We start from the raw sequence: 24,158 nt of genomic DNA on the forward strand, positions 1-24,158 counted from the left end.
CCATGACGTCCAGAAGAGCGCCGCGCGCCCCGTCCTCCGCCCGCTCCCACCGTCTGGAACCACCATGTCCGGCAAGCACCAGTCCTCCGCTCCCACCGTGAAGTTCCCGCACCGCAGCAGGCGCGGCGTCCTGCTCGGCCTGTCCGTCCCGCAGTTGGCCGTCGCCGGACTCACTGGCCTTCTCCTTCTCGCCGTGATCCTCGCCCGCGGTGTGGTCGGCGCCCTCCAGCTCATCCCGCTGTGGGCCGTGATCGCCCTGCTCGTCTTCGTCCGCCACCGAGGCCGTGCTCTGGCGGACTGGGCCCCGATCGTCGTCCGGTACGCGCTGCGCCGGATGCGAGGCCAGCTCGTCTGGCTCACCCGGCCCTCCCGCCGGCCGACCCGCGAGGGACTCCTTCACCTTCCCGGCACCGCTGCCAGCCTGCGCGTGACCACTGCTCCCGATGGCAAGTACGGCGCCGTCCACAACCCGCACACCGGGACGCTGACCGCGGTGGTCAAGGTCTCCTCCCGCGCCTACGCCCTGCTCGACCCCGGCACCCAGCAGGCCAACGTCGGCGGCTGGGGACGCGCGCTGGCGGCCCTCGCCCGTACCGGACAGATCGCCCGCATCCAGGTGATCGAGCGCACCATCCCCGACTCCGGCGACGCGCTGCGCCGCTACTGGGAAGAGCACGGCCGCCCCGACACCCCGATGGCCGGCGCGATCTACAACGAGCTGATCCAGAGCGCCGGTCCCGCAGCCGCCCCGCACGAGGCGTACGTCGCGGTGTCCCTGGACACCAAGGCGGCCCGTCGGCTGATCAACCAGGCCGGCGGCGGTCTCACCGGTGCCTTCAGTGTCCTCACCCAGCTCACCTCCACGTTCGACCAGGCGGCGCGAACCGCAGGGATCACCCCGACGGGCTGGCTCACCGCCCGCGAGATCGCCGCAGTGGTGCGCACCGCCTACGACCCGAGGGCGCTGGGGGCACTCGATCGCTGGTCCACGGCTGGCCGCCCCGAGGCCGAGCCCGCCGCCGCCGGACCTGTCGTGGTTGTCGAGAAGGCGGACCACATCGCCACCGACTCCGCCGTGCACGCCACCTACTGGGTGGAGAACTGGCCGCGCACCGAGACCAGCGCCGGCTTCCTGCACCAGCTCCTGTTCACCGGCGGCGTCCGGCGCACGCTGTCGCTCTCCTACGAGCCGAAGAACCTCGACGCGGCCCTGCGCGACGTGCAGCGCAAGAAGTCCAGCGTGATCGCCGACGCCGCCGAACGGGCCCGGCGCGGCCAGGTCGACTCCGAGGCGGACTCGATCGAGTACCAGGACATCAAGTCCCGCGAACGCCAGCTCATCGCCGGGCACGCCGACGTCGCCCTGACCGGTCTGCTGACCGTCTCGGCCGACACCGAGGACGAGCTGCGCACCGCCTGCGCCGTCGTGGAGACCGCCGCTGTCGGCGCCCAGCTCGATCTCCGGCCGCTGACCTGGCAGCAGGCCGAGGCGTTCACCGCCGCCGCCCTGCCGCTCGCGCTCGCCGCCTGACCCTTCCCTTCGAAAGAGCACCCTCATGTCCCGCACCGCCAGCCCGACCGCGCAGGACTTCGTGCCCTTCGCCACCGCCGCGCTCGACTTCCATCGGGCACTCAACATCCCGGGCGGCCCGCTGGTCACCACCCGGGCCGAGCTGGACACCCTGCACGCCCACCTGATCTCGCTGTACGGGCTGCTCGACGCCCACGCCGGTCGCACCGGGCAGCTCGTCGCGGTCGAGGGCGACCAGCTCCGTACCGCCCGCACCCGCATCTGGCAGGCCGCCGAGCACCTCCACGCCGCCTACCACGCGGCACCCCGGCCGGACTCCGGCGAGATCCCCGCACCGGAGGCGTGCCAGGCCGGCCTTCCCGAGGGAGCACCGGAACTGACCATCTGCCAGCGCCACCAGCGCACCGCTAATCTCGTGCGGCGGCGCACCACCCCGGCCGACCTGCACGCCCCGTTCACCGGCCTCGTCCGCCGCTGACCCACCCCTCACCTGGAGAATCGTTCATGCCCCGTATCCGCGCCAGCGCCTCCCCTCTGTTCGTGCCCCGTGAGACGACGCGCGCCGAGCAGCGAGCCTCCCGAGCCGGTTTCACCGAAGCCCGCCGCCAGGCACGCCTCGCCGGAAACCCGCCCAAGCACCGCGCCGAGCAGACCCTCGACCCGGATCTACGGCCCACCTACCCGCTCGCCGGTCGCCCCGGTCCGGCCTCCGCCCGCAGCGGCAAGCTCGCCCTGCCCGCCCACCGGATGACCACCGCCACAGCCAGCGGCGCCTACCCGTTCGTGGCCGAGGGCGGCCTGGGCGCCGAAGGGGTGTTCATCGGCCGCGATGTTCACGCGGAGGCGGCCTTCTGCTTCGACCCGTTCTCGCTCTACAACAGCGGCAGGGTGGAGGGCTTCACCAACCCCAACGCGGTCCTGGCCGGGATCATCGGCATGGGCAAGTCGGCGCTGGCGAAGTCGATCGCCACCCGGTCGATCGCCCACGGCTACCGGATCTACATCCCCTGCGATCCCAAGGGGGAGTGGACCGGTGTCTCGCAGGCCCTCGGCGGATACAGCATCGCCCTGGGCCCGGGGCTCCCTGGACGGTTGAATCCGCTGGACGCCCCGGCTCGCCCCGCCTCCGTGAGCGAGGAGGACTGGTTCACGGAGGTTCGCAAGCGCCGTCTGCTGCTGCTGGCCAGCCTCGCCCGCACCGTGCTGAAGCGAGACCTGCTGCCGATGGAGCACACCGCCCTCGACCTGGCCCTGGATCTGGTCGTCGCTGACGCCGCCGCCCGGGGCACGGTGCCGCTGCTCGGCGAGATCGCGCACGTACTCGGCTCCCCCGAACGCCTCGACCACGTCCTCGGCCACCAGGCGGGGCACCTCGGTTCAGCCGCCCAGGACCTCGCCCACGCCCTGCGACGTCTCGTGCACGGCGACTTGAGCGGCATGTTCGACGCGCCGAGCACCGTTTCGTTCGACCCGACCACACCGATGCTGTCCATCGACCTCTCCCGTCTCGGCGGCTCCGGTGACGACACGGCACTGGTACTCGCGATGACGTGCGCGAGCGCGTGGATGGAGTCAGCCCTCAGTGATCCCGATGGCGGTCGGCGCTGGGTGATCTACGACGAGGCGTGGCGGCTGATGCGGCACGTCGGGCTGCTGGAGCGGATGCAGAGCCAGTGGAAGCTCTCCCGAGGGCTGGGCATCGCGAACCTGATGGTGATCCACCGCCTCAGCGATCTGCTCTCGGCGGGCGACGCCGGGTCGCGCGGCCGGGTCCTTGCCGAGGGGCTCCTCGCGGACTGCAGCACGCGCATCATCTACCGCCAGGAGCCTGACCAGCTCGCCGCCGCTGCATCTCTACTCGGCCTGACCGGCGTCGAGACCCAGGCGGTGTCCGCTCTGACCAAGGGCCGAGGTCTGTGGAAGGTCGCCGGCCGCTCGTTCATCACCCAGCACATCCTCCACCCGGCTGAGCGGGAGCTGTTCGACACAGACGCCCGTATGGCGGCCTAGCCCAACGACCAGCACAGCAACGGGAATCGACCATGTCTGCTTCATCCACTCCTTCCTCCGGTGACAACCAGCCGTCGCAGGCCACCGTCCCTTTGGCGTGGCGACGGCACCTCCCGGCATTGGCCTCGGCCGCCGCCGGGATCAACGAGGCGTGCGACGCCTGGGACGCGGTTTCGGACTCGCTCTGCGACGCGGACGGCTGGCCGCTGGACGCCAAGGTCTACGGGGGCGGGAAGGTCAAGCGGGACGCCGAAGCGTGGAAGCACGCCGAGGTGTTCCTCGACCACGGACCCGAGGTGCTGGCCGGCGTCCGCGCCGCCGTCGACGGCCCCGACTACGTCGAGGGGCCGATCAGTGACGACCTCCGTCGGATACGCGGGATCGACACCATCCTGTTCCGGGCGGAGGAGCTGCGGCACGAATGGGACGGCGTCATGGCGCTCATGGACGGTTCGCAGCCGAGCGTGCTTCACCTCTACAAGGAGCGTGCCGAGGAGCACCGCAACACCGAGGGCTGGCACTACTCACATGAACTTGGTTCCAAGGGACCGGCGTTGGTGCGTGTCGGTGAATATCTAGCTCACCGAGCGGACACCGAACGGCCGGCGCAGACCGAGCGGGCTCGCGTCGCCCTGACCCGCTCGACGCACAACACCCCTGGGGTATCACCTGCTTTGCCCCAGGTCCCGCCGGCATCGCATCCGCCGGCTCCTGGTCGCTCGCGGTGATCCCTAGCACTCAGTCACGGCAGCGCCAAACTGCCCGATCACCGGATTCTCATGGACCACCGCACTCCTTCAAGCTCCACGCCCCCGTCGGCTCCCGCCGTGCGGCGGGGCGTTCGCAACGGAGAAGTCCATGCACCACAAAACCTCGCCCCCGACCGCCAGGTCCGATCCGCGTCGCCTTCAGGCTGCACTCTGTTCCGCGCTCGGGCAGCGCGGCCTGGAGGGCACCGTCGAGTACGGCCTGAGCGACTACATCGTCCACGCCGAGCTTCCCGACGGCAGTTCGCTGATCATCTCGCCGCCGCAGGAGCCGCCCTCCGAGCACCCCGAGTCCCCGGAAAGCTGGATGGTCACCCGCCACCGGTCCGTCGAGCCTGCCGTCTACGAGGTGATCTACGACTCCGAGCCGGACGGTCCGCATGCGCGCCACGGCGGTAGCGTGCCGGATCTCCTCTCCGCTGTCGACGCCCGCCTGGACCAGCTTGGCGTACCACCACGCCAGGAGCAGGAACGTTCCGGCAAGGCGCGCGCCGCCACCGTGCTCCCGCCCGACTCCGCTCCATCCCGGGCGAGTGTCGCTCTCGCCTCTTCGCCGTCGGTCGGCCAGCGCGTGCTCCCGACCGGTCCGCCGCCGGAGCCTTCCGCGCGGGCCGCGCCGCCGTCGGCCAGTTCCTCATCCGCCCCCCGGCTCTAACCGACCGTGATACAGGAGTCCTCCGTGCACGGCACCCTCAGAACTGATCCGCCCGTCGCCCGTACCTGTAACCGCACCCGCCTCGGATGGATCTGCCATGCCCAGCCACTACGACGTGCTGCCCGACCTGGCCTTCGGCCACAACCCCGCCCACGGCATCGTCGCCGCGAACCCGAAGAACCTCGCGGCCAGCACCTGGATGCTCAAGGGATTCGACTTCCATCCCGTCCCCGACCAGCCGACGTTGTACGCGCTGGCCGACCAGAACCGTGACGGACACGGCCGTACGAGCCGGGCCATCGAGCTGCTGCGCAAGGCCGGCTACCAGGTCGATGTGGACGTCGCACTTGACCCTGCGCTGGCGCCCGACACGGCACAGATACGCGACAGCGGTCCGCTCGGTGAACCAGACGTCGCCTTCGCCGATCACCCGCAGCTCGGCATCGTCGCAGCCCTCGACGACCGTGTCTCCGGCCTCAGCGGGCTCGCGCTGGTGGAGGACGGCTGGCGGCACAACTCGAGCCTGGACATCTACACGCTCCCTGCGACCACCGATCACGTCGAGGCGCTAGGGAAAGTCGCCGACGCCACGGTGGCCCTGCACCGTTCGGGGCTCCAGGTCGCAGTGCAGCCCCGCCTCGCTCAAGAGGTGACGGCTCGGCCCCGCCCTGCTGCCACGCCATCGGTCGGCCGTGAGCGCGGCCGTGGTCCCGCTCGCGCGTCTCCGTTGAGCGCCGCGGCGCTCGCCGCCAGCCCGGCCCGTGCCGGTATCCCTGGCAGGGCGCCGGTCCCCGCCGCCGCCGCCGCCGTCACCACACCGGCGGTCCGGCCGGTTGACCCCCGCATCGCGTACTCCCGCGACCGCTGATCCAACTCCTCAAGGAGGCCCTTCCATGGCCGTGAAGACGATCTGGCCTATCGACCACACCTGCGGTCACCATGCCGACCGCGATTTGTCCGACCGACCGGCCGACCGCCGCGCCGGCTTCGCCGAGTGGCTCGCCAGGCAGGAGTGCACGGACTGCTGGCGCGCCTCGAACGAGGGCGACGAGCAAGACAAGGCCGCCTGGCTCAAGGCGAAGCGCGCGGAGGAGCAGACGGCGTCCGAAGCCTGGTCCGAGCAGTACCGGATGCCTCCCCTGGAGGGGACGGAGCGGGCCGTTCCCTGGGGCGTGCGCTGTCGTCACCAGATCCTGACCAACGCCTACACCGCACTGGTCACCGAAGGCACGACCAGCGAAGCGGAATGGGCGGAGATCGAGGAGAACGCTCGTACTGTGACGCGTACCGGGTGGTGGATAGACCAGAGGTCGTCCGAGCCCGAAGACCTCACCGAACTGCTCCGAGCCGCCACCGAGGCGGACCGGCCGACAGAGAATCCCTTCTTCTGACCGACCGGGTGCCCTGCTGCGGCGGGGCACCCGGCTGACCGCCACGGTGCGGCCTCTACCCGCGATTCTCGGCCGGACCAAACCCCGGATTTGCCGGACGCTCTGCCCACTGGCCCACCTCCAACGGGTCCTTCGCTCCCTCTGCCCCGGAGACTTCCGTGCCTACCTCGATCACCATCACGTCCGAGTTCAGCGGCAGCGTCGTTGCCAAGGGCGCTACTGATGACCTCTCCGCGCAGCTCCTCCGTCACGCCGGTTTCAAGCAGATCGACGACTGGCACGGCCGACGCCATCGCCTGCCCACCACCACTCCGCTCGCCGACCAGGTCGCCATCGCCAGCCATGCGGCTGAGATGCTTCGAGCCGCTCGCTTTGACGTCACCCTTCCGCCGTCTCTGGACACGGCCCGGATGAGCCCTCCGGTGCATGTGCTGGGGCCCTACGCCGCCGGAGCCGAACTTCTCACCATCACGGACCAGATCCGTGCGGCCGAAGACGGGGCCAGCCTTCAGCGGGCAGTTGACCACCTCCTTCACCCCGAGCACGGTGCGCTGGAGCGTGTCCGGGAGGCGCTGGAAGCAGCGGGAGAACAGGTCAACGACCTGGACGACGACGCGTATGCGCTCGCCGACCGGTTCGGCTTCGCCTCGGAGTTCGTCAGCTCGGCCCAGTCCGAACTCGTCGATTCCGAGGCCGAGCTACGCCGCGTCGGCGCCGCTTCGACGAGTTACTCGGCAGCACGGACCGTCCGTGATCACCGTGGTGCCGCTCTGGCCACTTCTCCTGCGGCGAACCAGGCCAAGGTCTCCTCGGCGTCCAGTTCCCAGACGGCGCCGCTCACTACGACGGGTCACCCGCCGCGCGCCGCAACGCCCCGACGGTGACCCCGGCGGCTCTCTTCGCCGTCGGCCACCAGTACGTCCCGCGTCCCCGCTCGACTCACCCGTCAAAGACCACTCACCCGAAGAGGCAGACGTGCCCGAGTACTACTCCAGCATCGGCGAGGCCGTCGGTGCGGCCATGCAGCACAACATCCGGCTCGCCCACGGAAGCGCGGCACTGGGCTCCGACAAGCCGCTGCAGGTCAGGCGCCTGCCCAGCGCTTCCGCCGATCCGTACTCGGTCCGCGGGATGATTTCTCGCCTCCACGAGGACGCCTCGCCCGATGAGGTGGCGGGCATCATCGAGGAGGTCAACGGCGCACTGGTCGGGGCTCTGCCCGAGCTGACCGAACTCGTCGCCTCTGCCGCCGACTGGACTCGCGCCCGTCTCGACTTCGACGACCCGCATCACAATCCGACTTTCGAGACGTGGACACGACTGGCAGCCGCGTACGGGATGCTCCAGGACGTCCGTGAACAGTTGGAAGTCGCGGAGGACGGTCTCACTGCCTGTCCCGCAGAGCGCACGGACCCCCGGCACCACCAGATGGTCAACGTCCTGCGCAGCCGGGAGTTGCTCGACGATGGCCTCGGTGCCGCAGCTGCTCCTGCGCCGTCCGCTGCCAGGAACTTCAGACCGGCAGCGGGCCGCCCGCGCCTCCTCGCCGTGCGCCGGACCGTCGCCGTCGACTGGTAGTCCGCCGGCCAGCGCAGCGCCTCCGCCCGCGTCGCGTCCTGCTGACCGACCTCGCTGAAACGTTCCGCTTCACACTCCCTGGAGTATCCCGATGAGCTGTACGAGAGCCGAGCGCGCCCCGCCCCCGCCCGCTCGCACACCAAGGAACCGCCGTGCCTTCCCCGCGCACCAGCGCGCCCTCGACCACCACCGGGTCGGACGCGCTCCTCTACCTCCTGTTCGGCGTCCTCGGCGCCGTCATGGCCTTCGGATCTCTCGCCTGGCTGACCGGAAATCTCACCAATACCCTTCTGGGGAGCGGGACATGGGCCCCCTTCCGCGCCATGGACGCGCTGCTGCACCCGGACGTGTTGTGGCCGACCTTGAGCACCACCATGCTGATGGTCGGTGCGCGAGTCGTCCCGGGCCTGTTCACCGTGACCCTGGTCGTCACCGTTGCGGTGCTGTGGATGCGCTGGCGTGCCGGGTCCAAGTCCGGCCTCGCCCGCAAGGCGGACCTGGCGCCGCTGCTGGACAAGGAGATCGTCGCCAAGGCGAGGAGCTTGCGCCCGAGCTTGAGCGGCCGGGAGAGTAAAAGAGGTCCTGCGCTCTGACCGTGGCATCCTGCTCGGCACCCTCGATCCCGGTAGTGCGGAGGTCCGCGCGTCCTGGGAGGACGTGATCGTCGCGATCATGGCCCCGCGTTCCGGCAAGACGTCCGGGCTGGCGATCCCCGCGATCCTCTCGGCACCTGGTCCAGTCCTGCTCACCAGTAACAAGGCCGCGAACGACGCCTTCACCACCACGGTGGACGCCCGCGCCGAGGTCGGCACGATCTGGACCCTCGACTCGCAGCAGATCGCCCATCACCCGCGCGAGATGTGGTGGGACATCCTCGCTGACGCCCGTGATCTCGCCGGGGCCAAGAGGTTGGCAGGGCACTTCGTCACCGCGAGCGTGGACGAGTCCAGCGGCTCCGACTTCTGGTCCACCGCCGCGAGCAACACCCTCGGCGCCCTCTTCCTCGCCGCCGCGTCCCACCGGCGGCCGATCACCGACGTCCTGGCCTGGCTCGCGATGCCGGCCGACCGCACCCCGGTGGACCTGCTCACCGACGCCGGCCACCATGCGGTCGCCGCCCAGCTCCAGGGCACCGTCTCCGGCGCGACCGAAACGCGCGACGGAATCTACGAGACAGCGAGGCAGTACGCGAGCTGCCTGCTCGACCCGGGCGTTGCCGCCTGGGTCACCCCGAACGAGGACCTCCCCGAGTTCCAGCCGTTCGCCTTCGCCACGTCTCGCGACACCCTGTACCTGCTGAGCAAGGACGGCGGCGGCAGCGCGTCCGCGATCATCGCGGCGGCGGCCGACGCGGTAATGCGTTCGGCCGTGATCGTCGCCGAGCGCTCCGGCGGGCGACTGGACCCGCCCGCCCTGTGTGTCCTCGACGAGGCGGCGAACGTGTGCCGCATCAGCGACCTCCCCGACCTGTACTCGCACCTGGGCAGCCGGGGCGTCATCCCGATGACGATCCTGCAGTCCTACCGGCAGGGCCAGCGGTGCTGGGGCGAGGCCGGTATGGACGCTCTGTACTCCGCCGCCACCATCAAGATCATCGGTTCGGGCATCGACGACGCGGACTTCGCCGACCGGCTCAGCCGTCAGGTCGGCGACCACGACGTCCAGACCACCTCGGTGTCGACGAGCGAGGGCGGCAAGTCCACCTCGGTGAGCATGCGCACCGAGCGGATCCTGCCGCCGGACGCCATCCGCGCCCTGCCCAAGGGCAAGGTGCTGCTGCTGGCCACCGGCATCCGGGTCGCCATGCTCAACCTCAAGCCCTGGTACAAGGAGCCCTCCGCCAAGGTGGTCGGCCCAGCGTCCGCTCGCGCTACGAAGGCGATCACCGAGCGTGCCCTCGCGAAGAACATCGACCAGGACGATCTTGGACTGTCGGCATGAGCGCGCCCACACCACGGCACGGGCGGGTTGGCCCACGCTCCGGTCGCTCTGCGCGGTGGCCGGTGGTGGCTTGACGGCGGGGCCGGCTCGATCCCTGCCTCCGATCCCGCCTTCACCGCCGCCCTGGACGACTTCGCCCTGTCGATAGCCGCTGCCGACCGGGCAGTCGCCAACCTCCTTATCCGGCAGGACGAGGCATCCGTCGTTGATCCCGGCGGCCAGCAATGAACCCGCTGATGAGTGCCGAGCAGGCGGTCCTCGGCGCCGTGCTCCTCGACCCCGAGCAGCTCACGCACCTGGAGTGGCTCGCTCCGGATCACTTCTACCGTCCTGTCCACCAGGCGCTGTTCGGCGCGCTCCGTAAGCTCCGCAGCGATGGGCATCCCGCGCTCTCGGCCGATGGCCCGTTGCCGCTGTCGTGGGTGACCGATGCGGTCGACGAGGCCAGCCTGCACGTGCGGGGGCTGACCGCGGTGTACGCCCACACCCTGATCCAGGTGTGTCCGCGCACCGAGCACGCTCCTGTGTACGGCCGCATGGTGCTCGAGGGGGCGATTCACCGCACGATCGCCCAGCATGCGATCCGTCTCCACCAGGCGGCTCGGGCCGACGCCGTCCAGGGCGAGGTCGAGGGAGCGTTGCGTACGGCGGACGTCCTGACCGGCGTACTCACCGACCTTGCGCGACTCTGGGGAACCGATCCTCGTCCGGTCCCACCCACCGCTGGGCCCTCTGGCGCCGCCGGCATCCCGCCTCCGGCACAGACCGGCCAGGTCGCCGAGGACGAGCGGTTCCTCCTGGCCGTCCTCGCCGAACAGCCGGGGGCCATGGGCGAGGTGGTGGCCTGGCTGCGGCCGGGAGACTTCGCCGACCCGACCCACGGGCAGCTCTACCGGTGCCTGGGCGCGCTGCACCACCGGGGCGAACCCATCGACCGGATCACCCTGCTCTGGGAGGCCCAGCGACGCGGTCTGTTGGCCGACGGCACTCTGTCGAGCGAGCAGCTGACCGCCGTCTGCGAAGGCATGGTCCCCGGCAGCGCTGACTGGTTCGGGCAGCGGGTGATGCGCTCCTCCGTCACCCGCACCGCCGCCGCCTCCGCGCGAGCCATCCGGACCCTGGCCCAGGACGAGGTTCTGGGGCCCGGTCGGCTGATCAACCACGCCCTGCACGCGCTCGGTCCGCTCGACGAGGTACGTGCCCGCTGGACCACCGCGAACAGCAGTCCGGCTCCGAAGGCCACGGCATCCACTCCGCCGGCGGGCGAGCCGCCGCCCGACCGAGTGAAGGCCGCCCGCGCCCGCAGCACACCCCGCTCAGGCGCGTCACCCCCAGCCCCGGCCAGCCGTCTCCCCACGCTGTCAGCAGCCCGACCACCCTCGCGCGGCCACTCGTGAGACTCCTCCCCACCCGCCCTCTTCTGCCCCTGGAACTCGCCTTGATCTACCCCATCTCCTCAGCCGCGCCGGACCTACGCACCACGGACCCCGAGCCTCGACGCCCCGTTGTCTCCGTTGATCGGGTCTCTCTGCTCGGGGTACGGCGGCCTCGACCTGGGCGTGCAGGCCGCCCTCGGCGGCGCGCTGGCCTGGCACACCGAGGTCGACCCGAACGCCTCACGCATCCTGGCCCGCCACTGGCCCAGCGTCCCGAACCTGGGCGATATCACCGCCGTCGACTGGACCGCCGTCCCCCGGGTGTGCGCCCTGACGGCCGGCTTCCCCTGTCAAAGACGTCTCCGTTGCCGGCCGCCGGGCCGGACTCAACGCCCAGACCCGCTCCGGGCTCTGGCTGCACGTCGCCCGTGCGGTCGCAGCCCTCCGACCCTGCCTGGTTGTGATCGAGAATGTGCGCGGCCTCCTCACCTCCCCCGCCGGTTCCCCTGCCGACGTGGAACCCTGCCCGTGGTGTCTGGGAGACACCGCAGGTCAGCCTGCTCTGCGGGCACTCGGTGCCGTACTCGGATCCCTGGCCGACCTCGGGTACGACGCGAAGTGGCTCGTGCTTCGCGCCTCCGACGTCGGGGCCCCGCACCGCCGCGAGCGGACCTTCCTCGCCGCATGGCCCGCCGAACACCCTGCTGAAGACGCCGACCAGCAACATCGGGAAGAACGGCGGCTCGCAGCATCCGTCGAAGCGGAAGAGCGGGGGGCACGGTCCGAACCTGGCCGACGAGGTCGAGTGGCTGCTGCTCCCGACCCCGAAGGCGTCGGACGGAACCAAGGGTTCGCCGAACCAGCGGCACGGCAATCGCGAAATGACCCTGCCCAGTGCGGCGGCGTCTCTGTTGCCCACACCGAGGGCCAGCGACACGGGCACCCCGGGCCGCCGACCCGGGAAGGGATGGCGGCCTCCCTTGTCGGCGGTGGTCCTGCCCCTCTGGGCGGAGGAGACGCCGGAGGCGGGGGCGCGGACCGGCGATGGGGAGCGTACGGATCCGCCATCACCCGATGGGAGAGGCTCACCCGTCCTGCTCCGGCTCCCACGGACGCGGCCGGTCGGCTCCGCGCGGACTTCGTGGAGTGGATGCAGGGCCTCGACGCCGGCTGGGTCACCGCGACTCCGGGGCTCGGCCGTCCAGCGCAGCTCACCGCGCTCGGCAACGGCGTCGTCCCACAACAGGCTGCGCGGGCCTTGCAGTTGCTGGCACCACCCTTTCCCCGCTGTCCCCGCTGCGCCGACCGATAGCGCTCCACTACCGCGTTCTTCCGGCCGGACCAAACCGCTGACTCTCCGGATCCTCTCGGGCATGTCGCCGTCTCACAGATGGAGCACATCCCCATGGCCGACACCAGCCCGACCTCCCCCGGCCCCGAGCCGTACCGCGTCCCCGACGCAGACCTTGACGACCTCGCCAGCACCCTCGCCAAGACCATGGCCGAGGTCAGGCAGCACGGCGTCATCCTCGACCGCCTCGGCTCCGAGCCCGAATCAGCTGCCATCCAGCCGCCAGACGGCGCTCCGGAAGCCGAGGTGGCTGACGGCAAGGAGGCCGACGGTCCCGCCTCGGTGTTCATCCTCGCCCTGGGCGGCGAGTCATACGCCGTCGAACTCGCTGCCCTCAGCGACTGGGTGAACTACCTCTTCCTGCCGGTGTACGGCCGGGAGATCAGCACGAGCCGTCCCTGGTGCGCGCACTGGCACGAACACCCCGAGGCCGTCGCCCGGCTCCACGCACTCTGGCTCGCCTGGCAGCAGTTCACCGACGCGGAGGCCGGCCTGTCTGGCCCGTCGACCTGGCACCGCGACCACCTGGACCAGACCCTGGCGCACCTGCGTGCACCCGACGGACCCTTCGCGGCCTGCACGACCAGCGCAACTCGCCCCAACCATCGGGTGCTGGCCACCCCGGAGCCGGAGCAGGCGGGGGTGGCGGCGTGAACGACGTTCTCGACTCCGACCTCGACGATCTCTCGCCAGTCGACGACGACTCCAAGGAGTCGATGGAGGCTCTCCGGGCTGGCGACTTGACGGTGCTGTCCCAACACCACACCAAGTCCAACGGTTCGCACAGCTTCATCCTCGCCCACGACCGATCGGTCACGTGGGGGGTACCCGGCGAGCCCCAGCTCGTTGCGATCACGGTCGCACGGGATCTGCGGCAGTCCACGTTCACGTTCGAGACGAGTCACCACGCCACGGCGTCCTTCGCCCAGAACTGGCTGGCAAAACGCGGCTGCCCGCTCGAACGGATCGCACTGCGCGGTGGCGAGTACATCGAGCCCGCCGACGACCTCACCGTCCAGGTGGAACAGCAGATCCAAAAGTCGGGCACCCGCCACGAGGCCCTCGACACCTACACCTCCGACTACGACCCCAGCGAAGCGTGGACACTCGTCATCGACTCCCAGGCCACCCAGGCGCCGGTTCGCCTCTACTACGAGGAGTGGAACCACGATGCCGGCACGTACACGACGTCGACGTCGCTCAGACCTGGCTGGACGAGCGCAGCGAACCGCTGCCCAAGCCTCCGGAGTACGGCGACCACAACGGTGCTGTCGTCCGGGCCCGCATCGCCCGCATCGCTCTCTCCCGGTCAGCCGGTACCTCTCCGACACCGCAGACCGGTCTCCACGCGCCCCGCACGACAGCGGCGGTTCCGGTCCAGCGCCCGGTCCAGGGGAGGCGGCTGTGAGCCGCGCCCGCTTCACCTTCGCCGCGCACCCTGACGCCATCGCCGACCTACGGGAACTTCCCGATGGAATTCGCGACTTGGCACTCCTGGAGCTGCAGAACCTGGTCCACGGAAGCGATGACTGCCTGCCTTTGAAGGGCCGTCTCGCCGGCTTCCACAAGGTGTACGTCGACCCCTCCGTCGCCTACCGGATGGTCATCCAGTTCCGCCCGGCCCCGCTGACCTCGACTCACGAGCGCGAGATCTACCTCGTCGCCGCCGGAAGCCGGAAGGAGTATGCGGTCTACCGCGCGGCCTACCTGCGCACAGGCCCCCAACAGAACGTCGGGCCGGACTCCGCCACAGAGGCCCGCGTGCAGGCCGCCCGGTCCCGGTCGTCGCTCACCGCCGACCGACCGACGGCAGGCCAAGGAGCCCCTCTACCGACAGCATCGTCCCCGGCTACTGCTCCCCGAAAGGTTCCCCAGCGATGACCACCGACCGCAATGCGCTTACCCGTTTCGAGCTGGCGGACCTCCTCACCGATGCCGCGCAGAGCATCTCTGGCATCCTCACCGCCGAGTACCCGACGGCCGCCGCCCCCTCCTACCTGCACCCCGTCATGGGCGCGCTGGCCGTCGGGCCCCGGGTGGTCAGTGAGCTGAACGACCGGCTCGAAGGGTTCCTGGCCGCCGAGCCGCGCCCCGCCACGTCGGTGGGTCTTTTCGCCCTGGCGTCCTACGCATCAGGGCTGGGGTGGCTCACCGAGTCATTCGCGGAGCTGACCGCCTCGGTCGACGAGATCTGCACCCGCGGGGGCATCCCCACGGAGCCCAAGGCCCCGCTCACTGCCGCGCCCCACGCCACTGAGCCGGACGACGAGTTCGACTTCGCATTCAGCGCACTTGAGCTGGAGGCGATCCGCACCGCGGCCGAGGCCGCCGGCCTCGCGCCGGACGACTACGTCGAGGTCCTCTCCCAGTCGCTGCTCGCCGCCTCTCGAATCACCGACGCCTGCCTGGAGATCTCCAGCGGCCTGCTCGAGGACGCTGGCCTCCTCCGCCAGGCGACCGACCACCTCCGGCTCAACGACGATCCCGGCAGCCTGCCTTCCCTGGTCCGCTCCCTGCTCGCCCGGATGGAGACAGCGGCGTGAACCCGTACGACGCGACCACGCACGTCACCGAGTCACCGCCCCCAACACCACACAGCCTCGGTGATCCGCCGTATCCAACCCCTAAGCTCGTCGCCGTGGAAGAAGCCAGGGTGTGTGCTGCTCTCGCTGCCTTGGCCGATGGCCCGCAGTACAGAGCGAAGGAAGCCCTTGAGGTGGTGCCGAACGAGGCAGGCCTCTATGCGGTCCATGGTGACCTGCTGGCGGTCGGCGATCTCGCAGCAGGTGCGGCTGGCCATCCCCTCTACGTGGGGAAGGCAGAGCGCAGCTTGCTAGGCCGCGATCTGCGTACACACTTCGCGACGGGCAAGACTGGCTCCTCCACCCTACGACGGACGCTCTCTGCGCTCCTGCGGGAACCACTTGAACTACGAGCAGTGCCCCGCAACCTTGCTCGGCCTGATGGCAGCGCCAACTACTCTCTGGAGAGCAGCGGCGATGAGCGGCTGACGGAATGGATGCACGCGAGGTTGAGGCTCTCTGTGTGGGTAAGGCATGACGGCGTGGTCCTCGATGAGGTTGAGACTGCCATGCTCAATGCGCTACGGCCGCCTCTCAACTTGGTCAAGATGGGAAGCCTGGGTGACCGCAGGATCAAGGCAGCTCGCGCAGCGATGGCAGAGGAGGCAAGGGCCTGGCGAGAGGCGTGACGGAATCTACGGTCGCGCCTGAGCTGGGTGCGGCTGGTTTCGAGGGAAGCCGTGATCAAGGGCTCAGCAGGCACCGACTCTTATGTATCACCCGCCAGCACAGCCCTGGGCTGCGAGACCACCCCGCGACGACCACTCTCAACGTGGACACGCGGCTACAAACCGCTACGCTCTCCCATCTGAAGCGTGCAGAAACCCTTGACGACGTCCGGGATCCTCGACAAGACCAACTAGACCTGTGCTGCGCTCTCTTGACCGCTACCCAGACGGCAGTGCGGCACGTGAAAAACCGGGACCCAGTCGCTGCGTACATCACTCGGAGGCCACAATGCAGTTCCCGGTCATCCCCGTCGCCGTCGCCGCTGGCACGTCTGCCGTCGGCATGATTGGAAGCAAGGTCATCTCGGATCGGGCAAAGAAGAAGATCGCAGACCTTCAGGCTCGCCACGATGCTGAGCACGCAAAGCACCGAGCCATCGCCGACTCCACCATCGCGCAGTTGAGAGGCCTGGGAGTTCGACAACAGTCCGCTCTCGATACCGTGACGCCTCGAATGCGGGCCTTTGCTGAACGCAACGAGCGGCAGCTGCGGATGCGTGGACGCCAAGTCATCGAGGGCGGAGAGGCGCCGGCGAGTCGTGAAATCGATACGTCGCCCGAGGTCTCCGGCGGCAGCGGAACTGCGACCGCGATGAGGGGCATCGCGTCTGCGGCCGCCGGAATCGGACTGAGCGGTGCCACCTATGCAACTGTCGCGAAGGTCGCCACCGCGTCTACTGGTACTGCGATCAACACGCTGAGCGGCGCAGCAAAGAGAAATGCCACCCTGGCGGTCATCGGAGGCGGCACGAAGGCTGCTGGAGGCGGGGGTATCGCAGCAGGCGTTCGTCGGCTCAGCATCGTCACGGCGGTACCGGCGGTCGCGTTGACCGTCGGGTTCCTGATCAAGCGAAAGTCCGACGAGGACCAGGCTGTCGCGCAGTTCGACGCAGACGTCAGGAAGGCAGTCGCCACTTACCACCGGAGCTCGGTGCTCCTTCAAGGCGTGGGCAGCCGAATCGACGAGTTGCTCGCCGTGCTGGCTGGAATGGTTCGGCGGGCCGGTGACGCTCTTGACCGCCTGGAAGAGATTGAGCGCGCGCCAGGCGGGTTCGACCTCGACAGCAATAACCACGCACACCGGCTCCATGCGGCGCTTCAGCTGGTGAAGGGCGTCGTCGAACTCGCCGAAGCACCTGTGATGAACCCAGATCTGACGCTCGACCCGAGCGGCGAATTCCTTGTGGTCAAGTACCGCAACTACAGCCCGGAGTCCACCAATGCCTGACGCCCGTGTGAGTACCGTCGTCGAAACGGTCGGCCGTGTGGCCACCAGTGCGGATGCCGCCCAGTACCTCATGGCGATCATCGACGTCGCCAAAGGCATTGACACCAGCCTGACGGAGCGCGCACGGATTGCCGCGGACCGGGACAAGGAGGTCGCCAGAATCAACGCCGCGAGCCAAGGCCTGCGGGACTACTTGGACCGCGTTTTCGACGAGCGTCGCGACCTGCACCGAGGCTTCCTCGCTCGACTCGACAGGGCGATCGAGGACCGCGACTCGGAGACCGTGCAGGCTTGCGTCGCCGGGATCGTCGAGGTCACAAAGCACTCTCCGCTGAACGACATCGCCGAACTTCGCGCAATCTGGGCAGACCCGAGGGCAGTGATCGAGCTTTAGGGTCTGAACCCGCGCGTTCCGCGAGGTGACCGGTGCCTGCCACGCGAGAACTGGGTGGCAACTGAAGGGTTAGCCGGACCTGCGCATCGGGTTGCTGCCCGAACACCTCGAAGCGGTGGAGTGCTGGCTCGCATCGGCCGGGCTCCGCGGTCGGCGCGGCCTAACGTCGCGCCGCTACCGCTCTGCCTCCGCCAGCGCGACCAACCGCTCAACGGACACGGTCGTCGCGTCGAACGTCTCCTTGTAGCCGCCGATCGGCATTTGCCCGTCGCCGAGGAACACCCCGTGTCCTTCGATCCTGAGACGGCGAATCACGCTCTGCTCCACCCGATAGGCATCCGCGCCCGTCGCAAAGTCGATCTGGGCGAACTGCACCCAGCCGTGGCCCCGGAATCGGGCAACACGGTCCTCGCGGGTCCGTAGCCCACTGACCCCGATCTTCACGGCGCCGTACTCGGCGTGAGAGAGGACGTACACGCGGGCTGGGGCGCCCGGGTCCAGTCCGTAGCGCGCACAGTGCTGGCAGCACTCGCCCCTGGCCCGGACGTTGTTCAACCGGGGCGTGGAGGTCTTCGTGCACCGCTCGCATAGCGAGAGCCAGGGCGAGGCGATGTTCTTGAACGGCTCCAGGGGGCGGAAGCCGACGGCCCGCATATCGGCGACCGCCTCGTGCGGGTCGCCAGGGCCATAGCGCTTGCAGAACCGGCAGCCGCCGTTGCGGCCGGTGACGTTGTCGTACCGGGGCGCCACGATGTGCCCGGCCGCTACACAATGCGAGAGCCACGGCTTGCCCGTCCCGAGGAAGTCCACCAGCACGATGAAGCCGCGCTCCAGCATCGCCTCCTTGGCCTCTTCCGGGTTCTTCGGGGCGTTAGGCGCGCACCAGATGCAGGCCCCCTGACCGCTCATCACGTTATTGCGGTTCGGATAGACGACCTGCTGGCACGGGATGTGACGGCACATCCAAGGTTCGCGGGCACGGCCTGGGTAAGGCTCCAGGGGCTCGGCCTTGCCCAGCCGACGCATCTCAGCAGCCGCGACGTTGGCGGGGATCGAAGGGGGCACGGCCGTCCTCAATCTGGGGGCTGACGTGGTCTTGATCGACGGCGAGGAAGCACGCCGCCGGGGATCGCGCTCTGGCCTGGTCTACTGCTCTGGGTACGTGGTGAGGTACTGCAGCGCGGCAGAGAACGCGGTCACCATGTCGTTCAAGTCGACCGTGCTTTGGAGCACGGCCGAGCTTCCCTGGCCACCGCCTTTGTATCCGTAGTACCGCGGGTGGCCTTTCCCTCTCGACTTCTGCGTCTTGAATCCGTCGTCTTCCGGTGCCGCCACCATCGCCTGGACGGTCGGGCCCGCGTACTGCACGAAGCTACGGCGGGCGAGCCAGCTTCGATATTGGTCCGCGAGTTCTCCATCGGCCCCGGGCGTCGCCCCTGGGATCCCAACCATGATGCGGATCTCGAAGGGCGTGCCCGTGCCGCCTCTCGGACTCCTCGGGTTTAGGCGCTGGATCTCGGCGACAACGTAGCCGTCCGCCGTCTTTCGCCAGGCGCAGATGTTCGCGGCTCCGGCCTCAGAGCGTTGCTTGGGCTCGAAGATCGTGCCGGGTGGGGCGGCAGCCTGCGTCATGCTCGCCAGTCGCCGCAGACGCAGTGCGTCGCTCAGCGCGATGGAGGCCTGGCTCGCTGGACCCGTTGCCTCGGCCTCCAGTTGTGTGAACTGCTGGAGCGCTCGGACGGATAGGAGTCGGGCGAAGTCATCCGGCGAGCGGTTCCAGCTAGCGAGGAGGCCGGCGACTGTGAGCTGACGCGACCAATGTCTCGGCTCGTTGGGGATGGGATCAGCGTTCGGGCCCACCAGATAGCGGGCTGATACCGGTATGTCCTTCGAGTCCGCCCAGACGTCGTACGCCGCGAACTGATCGCCGTGAGCACCAGCACCGAGCTTCACCTCCATCACCGCGCGCTCGATGTCGTCCAGTAGGACGATGACGTCGGCCCGGCCTGCGGGGGCCCCTCTGCCTGCCTTCACCGAGACCTCCCGCCAAACGGTGATCCTGCCCGGTGCAAGGAGCAAGGCAGACCCGAGCGGCTCAGGATCCAGCTCGGCGAGGAGGCACAGCAAGTCCGACCAGTCGTCCTCGGTACGCAGCAGGCGCGTCAGTCCGTAAGTCACGGCCGGACGCTACACGCCGCCTCTGACAACTGGTCCTGGCGCTGGCGCCGTTGTCGGAGGCGGCTACCACGCTCGGACACCTCGCCGTCCGACAAGGCGCCAACGCCCACTTCGTCAAGACCAACCGGATCCTGGCGGAACAATGCCGGCGGCCACGCAGACCGCACCTGGGAGAAGCGGATCTGCGAGCTGTCCGTCCCAACATCCGCATCCCCTCCAAGCGATCAGACGCGTGGTCGAGGCTCGTGAGGCCGCCGCGCCCGTGGTCGAGGCCCCGGCGGCTCGTCTGATCCAGGGCCGCCGCCGCCAGCTCTGAGTAGACGCCACATACCCCGGGCCGCGTGCCCGAAGCGCCCACTCCGGCGGCCGTCGTCGGGCCACCGGTGCCCACCACTGGGCCACGTCGCTGGACGGTTAGCGCGTGTCCTCGTCGCGGAGGGGGCGTCCTCAGCGCGGGGGCCTACCGCGACGGCCAGTTCCTCCATCGTCACCTCGACGCACCGGCCTTCGGCGACCCGGCGCTTCACCCGGTCTCCCGTCACCTGCCGACCCCCGAGTTCGCCGACGGCAGACGTCACTCCCGGGGAAACGACTACGCACTTCGGCATGTCTCATGCCAACGTACGGACATCGGGAAAACCGCAGCTCAACGAAGGGATCCATCTAACCGTGAGCACCTCTGCCACCCTCCTGCCTGCCGTTGTCAGCCCCAAGGCGGATGCTCGCCACTGGCTCTCAGCCGACCACGGTGCGGGTCCGGTGCTCGACCTGGGCGCTCTCGGATGGGCGTTCGTCGACACCCCCGACGCCAACGTCCACGCGACCAGCCCCGACGGCGGTGTCTACGTCGGCTGGCTCCCGGAAGACCCGTCGGCCTGGCAGCGCAACATCGTCTGGCACGTCCAGGTGCAGCCCGCCAACGGCGACGCACGGGTCCAGGAGTTCGGTCTCTCTCCCCCCTCAGAGGCCGTTGCCGGGTTCCTCGCCGCCTTGGTCACCAGCTCCTCGTGCTGACTGCCCATCAGGCTCTGCTCATACATGCACCGATGGCCCGACGACTGCGTGTCGTCGGGCCGACCAGCCCGTCAGTGTCCACTGTTCACGGAGACTCCCTTGCCCCAATACCTGACCGTCGGCCACCTGCTCCGCCAGTTCCAGGAATTCGACCCCAACCTGCCGGTCCGTCTCGCCATCAATCCGGATTTCCCCTTCGCCCACTTTGTGGGAGCCGAGGTCGTCGTACGCGACGGCAAGGCGTACATCGCCGACGACGGACAGGAGGACTACCTCCCGGTGGGGGCGCGCGACGCCCTCACCTGGGCCTGATCGCTTCCCCACCACCACGGAGGCTTCCATCTCGTCACTGTCGCGCCCCGCGCCTCACCTCGCGCTGCACGATGTTGCGGCGCGCCCCATGCCGAACGGCGTGCACAGCGCGCTTGTCCAGCGCATCTCCGCCCGCCCCGACGGCTCCTTCGACGTCACCTGGCTCGCTGCCGAAACTCCCAGACTTCCCCTCGGGCGCATCCGACTGCGCTGGGAGCCCGCATCGCTCAGCGGCTGGGACGTCACGGTGCATCTCGGCCTGACCACTGCCGAGGTGCTCCTCGGTTCCTGGCCCGCCGCCCCGAACGACTGGCCGCGCCTGGTCCGTCCGACCCTGTACGAGGTGACCGGCCTGTGCGCCGCCCTCGCTTTCGCCACCGACGCCCTCGATCTCTCGAACCGTCTCACCGGAATCTGATCGAGAGCCGCAGGCCACCCCACGCTGTTCAGGCGAGGAACGGCCTTGCTATGCATGCATCCGGTAGAGCTCGGACAGGTCCCGCACGGTGCCGAGGAGCCGCCAGTCGTCAGCATGGCGCTGAACTGCTTCCAGCGATCGGCCTCGCAGCCGCTCCGGCACCTCCTCGTAGTCCCACTCTTCATCCGGCCAGGAGAACAAGAGGGGGCCATCGAAGTCGCCACCAAGCATGTTCCAGTGCCCGTGATTGTCAAGATTCCGTGCGCCAGGTCGTCCAGGGAGCCGGTGAAGTCGGGCTGGCTCTCGGTCCCGATCAGCATGGTCAGGGGAAACCCTGGCAGGACATGCTCCCAGCCCGAGGGCCACCGGTCGTTGTGCATCGCCAGGTCCCGGCGCGGGCCGGGTACAGGCGCGTTCTCATTCATCCGCAGCTCTTCGAAAAACACTCGGCGTTCGCAGCGGACGCAGTTAGCCCTCACGACCGCCCCACCCACGCCTGGTGCTCGGGGGCGACGTGCAGCTGCTCGCGGAGGCGGCCACGCAGGACGCCGACACGAGTTCGGCCCTCCAGGACCTGCAGCCCGCCGCTCACCGGAGCCAAGAGGCCCCGGTCGATGAGGAGCGGCGGGCGCAACCACGTCCCGTGATCTTCCCAGTGCCTGCCGACTTCCGGGGCTCGCGCTGCGACCCAGTGCACCGGGTTCTTGGCGAAGTGTTCGATCAGTCCGACTTCGCTCTCACCGGTCGGCATGGTGAGGAAGTCCGCGGACGGAATCGTCTCCAGCGTCCAAGTGATCGCGGTCAGGTCGAGGGCTCCGTATTCGTCCACGAAGGGACCGTTGTCGCCATGGTCGAACAGGAAGTCCCTCAGCACGTCGTCCGGCCACCGCAGTGCGGTCAATGCCGGATCGGATCGGAAGCGTTCGAAGCTGAGGCCGCCGTCCTGACGACGCTTCATCAGCGAGCTGAGGTCGTTGAGGTTCATGCCTCACATCTTCCGGAGTTCTCCGACCGTGTTCACCCTGACCACGGTCTCCTGTCACTGCGGACATCGGGTCGATGAGAGGGGCGACTCCAAAGAGCCGGGCCGCGGGGATGTGATGAGCCTATTCCCCGTTATCTTTTTCGCGGTCCTGCAACGGGATCGCTGGCCTCTGGGCCCGGCATGACTGTGTCCCCCTGTCGAGCGGATGACCTGGGGGGTGGTGTCACCGGGTCCGGGGGTGTTCGTCGGAGACGCTGATCAGAGGTCCGGCCACCGTCCGGTCCGGCGCAATGCCGGACAGTTCGCGGGCGGCAGGTCTGCATAACGTGGATGCGCGAGCACGACACCCGAGCCGAGGCCGGCACCGTCAAACCCCCTGGAAGGGCGCGATGTTCGAGATCGAAGACGTCGGCGTGTTCCTCGGCCTGGACGTCGGAAAGTCCGCCCACCACGGGCACGGGCTCACCCCGGCCGGGAAGAAGGTCTTCGACAAGCCACTGCCCAACAGTGAGCCGAAGCTGCGGGCCGTGTTCGACAAGCTGACCGCGAAGTTCGGCACCGTCCTGGTCATCGTGGACCAGCCCGCCTCCATCGGCGCCCTGCCCCTGGCCGTCGCCCGGGACACCGGCTGCCGCGTCGCCTACCTGCCCGGCCTGGCCATGCGACGGATCGCCGACCTCTACCCCGGAGAGGCCAAGACCGACGCCAAGGACGCGGCCGTCATCGCGGACGCTGCGCGAACCATGCCGCACACCCTGCGCTCGCTGGAACTGACCGACGAGATCACTGCCGAGCCGACCGTGCTGACCGGCTTCGACCAGGACCTCGCCGCCGAGGCCACCCGCACCAGCAACCGAATTCGCGGCCTGCTCACCCAGTTCCACCCAAGCCTGGAGCGCGTCCTGGGGCCTCGCCTTGACCACCAGGCCGTCACCTGGCTCCTGGAACGCCACGGCTCCCCGGCCGCCCTGCGCAAAGCCGGCCGACGCCGCCTCGTCGAGCTGATCCGGCCCAAGGCCCCGCGCATGGCCGCACGGCTGATCGACGACATCTTCGACGCCCTGGACGAGCAGACCGTGACCGTTCCCGGCACCGGCACCCTCGACATTGTGGTCCCGTCCCTGGCCCGCTCGCTCGCCGCCGTCCACGAACAGCGCCGGGCCCTGGAAGCCCAGATCAGCACCCTGCTGGAGGCCCACCCTCTTTCCCAGGTCCTGACCTCGATGCCCGGCGTCGGCGTCAGGACCGCCGCAGTCCTGCTGACCACCGTCGGCGACGGCACCAGCTTCCCCACCGCCGCCCACCTCGCCTCCTACGCCGGCCTCGCACCGACGACAAAGACCTCGGGCACCTCGATCCATGGCGAACACGCGCCCCGCGGCGGCAACCGGCAGCTCAAACGGGCCATGTTCCTCTCCGCCTTCGCCTGCATGAACGCCGATCCGGCCTCCCGGACCTACTACGACAAACAGCGAGCCCGCGGCAAAACCCACACCCAAGCGCTCCTCCGCCTCGCCCGCCAGCGCATCAGCGTCCTGTTCGCCATGCTCCGCGACGGCACCTTCTACGAAGCGCGGGTGCCCAAGAACGTCGAGCTCGCCGCATAACCCCAGCAACACCGAACCACCCCAAACCCGACAGGGCGCCTTGACGAACGACATAGAGGCACCCCCCCGGGGCGCGTGGCGTGCTGAACGGTGGCGCGTCAGTTCTCGGCGG

General features: G+C 69.3%; 25 protein-coding genes and 3 pseudogenes. 25 read left to right on the forward strand and 3 right to left on the reverse strand.

The features are described 5' to 3' along the window. Positions 1 to 64 precede the first annotated feature (64 nt). The 21 genes and pseudogenes from OG538_RS07300 (at position 65) to OG538_RS07400 (ending at position 17,532) form a co-directional block, all read left to right on the forward strand. The gene (locus OG538_RS07300) at positions 65 to 1,531 is read left to right on the forward strand and encodes an SCO6880 family protein (protein ID WP_406091315.1); all 1,467 of its coding nucleotides are present in this window, start codon (positions 65 to 67) and stop codon (positions 1,529 to 1,531) included. 25 nt (positions 1,532 to 1,556) lie between these two features. Then, the gene (locus tag OG538_RS07305; protein WP_406091317.1) at positions 1,557 to 2,009 is read left to right on the forward strand and encodes a DUF6238 family protein; all 453 of its coding nucleotides are present in this window, start codon (positions 1,557 to 1,559) and stop codon (positions 2,007 to 2,009) included. A 26-nt stretch (positions 2,010 to 2,035) separates the two neighbouring features. Next, a complete protein-coding gene (locus tag OG538_RS07310) occupies positions 2,036 to 3,541 on the forward strand; it encodes an ATP-binding protein (RefSeq protein WP_406091319.1) in 1,506 nt (501 codons plus the stop codon). A gap of 32 nt (positions 3,542 to 3,573) precedes the next feature. Continuing rightward, entirely contained in the window at positions 3,574 to 4,269 is a 696-nt protein-coding gene (locus OG538_RS07315) for a hypothetical protein (protein ID WP_406091321.1), read from the forward strand. A 130-nt stretch (positions 4,270 to 4,399) separates the two neighbouring features. Beyond that, the gene (locus OG538_RS07320) at positions 4,400 to 4,963 is read left to right on the forward strand and encodes a hypothetical protein (protein WP_358872407.1); all 564 of its coding nucleotides are present in this window, start codon (positions 4,400 to 4,402) and stop codon (positions 4,961 to 4,963) included. A 97-nt stretch (positions 4,964 to 5,060) separates the two neighbouring features. Continuing rightward, a complete protein-coding gene (locus tag OG538_RS07325; protein WP_406091323.1) occupies positions 5,061 to 5,831 on the forward strand; it encodes a hypothetical protein in 771 nt (256 codons plus the stop codon). 25 nt (positions 5,832 to 5,856) lie between these two features. After that, entirely contained in the window at positions 5,857 to 6,354 is a 498-nt protein-coding gene (locus OG538_RS07330) for a hypothetical protein (protein WP_406091325.1), read from the forward strand. Between the two features lie 158 nt (positions 6,355 to 6,512). Then, a complete protein-coding gene (locus tag OG538_RS07335) occupies positions 6,513 to 7,238 on the forward strand; it encodes a hypothetical protein (protein ID WP_329923401.1) in 726 nt (241 codons plus the stop codon). Between the two features lie 91 nt (positions 7,239 to 7,329). After that, entirely contained in the window at positions 7,330 to 7,932 is a 603-nt protein-coding gene (locus tag OG538_RS07340; RefSeq protein ID WP_406091327.1) for a hypothetical protein, read from the forward strand. 152 nt (positions 7,933 to 8,084) lie between these two features. Next, positions 8,085 to 9,873: pseudogene (locus tag OG538_RS07345) on the forward strand (type IV secretory system conjugative DNA transfer family protein). Between the two features lie 27 nt (positions 9,874 to 9,900). Then, complete coding sequence (locus OG538_RS07350) at positions 9,901 to 10,101, forward strand: hypothetical protein (protein WP_406091329.1); 201 nt, start codon at positions 9,901 to 9,903, stop codon at positions 10,099 to 10,101. After that, positions 10,098 to 11,270, forward strand: coding sequence for a DnaB-like helicase N-terminal domain-containing protein (locus tag OG538_RS07355; RefSeq protein WP_406091330.1), 1,173 nt, complete (start codon positions 10,098 to 10,100; stop codon positions 11,268 to 11,270). Before OG538_RS07350 ends, OG538_RS07355 begins: the two co-directional genes overlap by 4 nt. A gap of 162 nt (positions 11,271 to 11,432) precedes the next feature. Continuing rightward, a pseudogene (locus OG538_RS07360) lies at positions 11,433 to 11,534 on the forward strand (DNA methyltransferase); the annotation flags it as partial. Between the two features lie 121 nt (positions 11,535 to 11,655). Then, positions 11,656 to 12,561 (forward strand): annotated as a pseudogene (locus OG538_RS07365) (DNA cytosine methyltransferase); the annotation flags it as partial. A gap of 93 nt (positions 12,562 to 12,654) precedes the next feature. Beyond that, a complete protein-coding gene (locus OG538_RS07370; protein WP_406091332.1) occupies positions 12,655 to 13,254 on the forward strand; it encodes a DUF4913 domain-containing protein in 600 nt (199 codons plus the stop codon). Then, the gene (locus OG538_RS07375; protein ID WP_406091334.1) at positions 13,251 to 14,042 is read left to right on the forward strand and encodes a hypothetical protein; all 792 of its coding nucleotides are present in this window, start codon (positions 13,251 to 13,253) and stop codon (positions 14,040 to 14,042) included. Before OG538_RS07370 ends, OG538_RS07375 begins: the two co-directional genes overlap by 4 nt. Beyond that, positions 14,005 to 14,481, forward strand: coding sequence for a hypothetical protein (locus OG538_RS07380; protein WP_329923392.1), 477 nt, complete (start codon positions 14,005 to 14,007; stop codon positions 14,479 to 14,481). Before OG538_RS07375 ends, OG538_RS07380 begins: the two co-directional genes overlap by 38 nt. Continuing rightward, positions 14,478 to 15,143: a hypothetical protein gene (locus OG538_RS07385; protein ID WP_406091336.1), complete on the forward strand. Its 666-nt coding sequence runs from the start codon at positions 14,478 to 14,480 to the stop codon at positions 15,141 to 15,143. The genes OG538_RS07380 and OG538_RS07385 overlap by 4 nt, the downstream gene beginning before the upstream one ends. After that, the gene (locus OG538_RS07390) at positions 15,140 to 15,811 is read left to right on the forward strand and encodes a GIY-YIG nuclease family protein (RefSeq protein WP_329923388.1); all 672 of its coding nucleotides are present in this window, start codon (positions 15,140 to 15,142) and stop codon (positions 15,809 to 15,811) included. Before OG538_RS07385 ends, OG538_RS07390 begins: the two co-directional genes overlap by 4 nt. Positions 15,812 to 16,139: 328 nt before the next feature. Continuing rightward, positions 16,140 to 17,138 (forward strand): hypothetical protein, encoded by a 999-nt coding sequence (locus OG538_RS07395; protein WP_406091338.1) that lies wholly within the window; start codon positions 16,140 to 16,142, stop codon positions 17,136 to 17,138. Next, complete coding sequence (locus tag OG538_RS07400) at positions 17,131 to 17,532, forward strand: hypothetical protein (protein WP_401811947.1); 402 nt, start codon at positions 17,131 to 17,133, stop codon at positions 17,530 to 17,532. Before OG538_RS07395 ends, OG538_RS07400 begins: the two co-directional genes overlap by 8 nt. A 174-nt stretch (positions 17,533 to 17,706) precedes the next feature. On the opposite strand, the gene OG538_RS07405 is transcribed toward OG538_RS07400, so the two are convergent. Continuing rightward, the gene (locus OG538_RS07405; protein ID WP_406091340.1) at positions 17,707 to 18,597 is read right to left on the reverse strand and encodes a hypothetical protein; all 891 of its coding nucleotides are present in this window, start codon (positions 18,595 to 18,597) and stop codon (positions 17,707 to 17,709) included. 81 nt (positions 18,598 to 18,678) lie between these two features. Next, on the reverse strand, positions 18,679 to 19,710 hold the full coding sequence (locus OG538_RS07410; protein ID WP_406091342.1) for a hypothetical protein: 1,032 nt from the start codon (positions 19,708 to 19,710) through the stop codon (positions 18,679 to 18,681). A 669-nt stretch (positions 19,711 to 20,379) separates the two neighbouring features. Between OG538_RS07410 and OG538_RS07415 the strand changes: the two genes are divergently transcribed. The 3 genes from OG538_RS07415 to OG538_RS07425 all read left to right on the forward strand — a co-directional run bounded on the left by OG538_RS07415 (position 20,380) and on the right by OG538_RS07425 (position 21,454). Further along, on the forward strand, positions 20,380 to 20,724 hold the full coding sequence (locus tag OG538_RS07415) for a DUF317 domain-containing protein (RefSeq protein ID WP_406091344.1): 345 nt from the start codon (positions 20,380 to 20,382) through the stop codon (positions 20,722 to 20,724). A gap of 99 nt (positions 20,725 to 20,823) precedes the next feature. After that, complete coding sequence (locus OG538_RS07420; protein ID WP_406091346.1) at positions 20,824 to 21,036, forward strand: hypothetical protein; 213 nt, start codon at positions 20,824 to 20,826, stop codon at positions 21,034 to 21,036. 100 nt (positions 21,037 to 21,136) lie between these two features. Beyond that, a complete protein-coding gene (locus tag OG538_RS07425; protein WP_255305910.1) occupies positions 21,137 to 21,454 on the forward strand; it encodes an esterase in 318 nt (105 codons plus the stop codon). Positions 21,455 to 21,929: 475 nt separating this feature from the next. On the opposite strand, the gene OG538_RS07430 is transcribed toward OG538_RS07425, so the two are convergent. After that, positions 21,930 to 22,439 (reverse strand): hypothetical protein, encoded by a 510-nt coding sequence (locus OG538_RS07430; RefSeq protein WP_329923380.1) that lies wholly within the window; start codon positions 22,437 to 22,439, stop codon positions 21,930 to 21,932. A gap of 389 nt (positions 22,440 to 22,828) precedes the next feature. On the opposite strand from OG538_RS07430, the gene OG538_RS07435 reads away from it, so the two are divergent. After that, positions 22,829 to 24,046 (forward strand): IS110 family transposase, encoded by a 1,218-nt coding sequence (locus OG538_RS07435; RefSeq protein ID WP_406091349.1) that lies wholly within the window; start codon positions 22,829 to 22,831, stop codon positions 24,044 to 24,046. The last annotated feature ends 112 nt before the right edge of the window (positions 24,047 to 24,158 follow it).

This window comes from Streptomyces sp. NBC_01013 (assembly GCF_045162765.1).
Taxonomy (GTDB): Bacteria; Actinomycetota; Actinomycetes; order Streptomycetales; family Streptomycetaceae; genus Streptomyces.

What these genes read in the sequence shown, in the direction of transcription:
- OG538_RS07395 (WP_406091338.1), top strand. Translation starts at nt 16,140, where the DNA reads ATGCAGTTCCCGGTCATCCCCGTCGCCGTCGCCGCTGGCACGTCTGCC.
- OG538_RS07330 (WP_406091325.1), top strand. Translation starts at nt 5,857, where the DNA reads ATGGCCGTGAAGACGATCTGGCCTATCGACCACACCTGCGGTCACCAT.
- OG538_RS07400 (WP_401811947.1), top strand. Translation starts at nt 17,131, where the DNA reads ATGCCTGACGCCCGTGTGAGTACCGTCGTCGAAACGGTCGGCCGTGTG.
- OG538_RS07385 (WP_406091336.1), top strand. Translation starts at nt 14,478, where the DNA reads ATGACCACCGACCGCAATGCGCTTACCCGTTTCGAGCTGGCGGACCTC.
- OG538_RS07355 (WP_406091330.1), top strand. Translation starts at nt 10,098, where the DNA reads ATGAACCCGCTGATGAGTGCCGAGCAGGCGGTCCTCGGCGCCGTGCTC.
- OG538_RS07320 (WP_358872407.1), top strand. Translation starts at nt 4,400, where the DNA reads ATGCACCACAAAACCTCGCCCCCGACCGCCAGGTCCGATCCGCGTCGC.
- OG538_RS07435 (WP_406091349.1), top strand. Translation starts at nt 22,829, where the DNA reads ATGTTCGAGATCGAAGACGTCGGCGTGTTCCTCGGCCTGGACGTCGGA.
- OG538_RS07325 (WP_406091323.1), top strand. Translation starts at nt 5,061, where the DNA reads ATGCCCAGCCACTACGACGTGCTGCCCGACCTGGCCTTCGGCCACAAC.
- OG538_RS07305 (WP_406091317.1), top strand. Translation starts at nt 1,557, where the DNA reads ATGTCCCGCACCGCCAGCCCGACCGCGCAGGACTTCGTGCCCTTCGCC.
- OG538_RS07310 (WP_406091319.1), top strand. Translation starts at nt 2,036, where the DNA reads ATGCCCCGTATCCGCGCCAGCGCCTCCCCTCTGTTCGTGCCCCGTGAG.
- OG538_RS07430 (WP_329923380.1), bottom strand. Translation starts at nt 22,439, where the DNA reads ATGAACCTCAACGACCTCAGCTCGCTGATGAAGCGTCGTCAGGACGGC.
- OG538_RS07315 (WP_406091321.1), top strand. Translation starts at nt 3,574, where the DNA reads ATGTCTGCTTCATCCACTCCTTCCTCCGGTGACAACCAGCCGTCGCAG.
- OG538_RS07370 (WP_406091332.1), top strand. Translation starts at nt 12,655, where the DNA reads ATGGCCGACACCAGCCCGACCTCCCCCGGCCCCGAGCCGTACCGCGTC.
- OG538_RS07300 (WP_406091315.1), top strand. Translation starts at nt 65, where the DNA reads ATGTCCGGCAAGCACCAGTCCTCCGCTCCCACCGTGAAGTTCCCGCAC.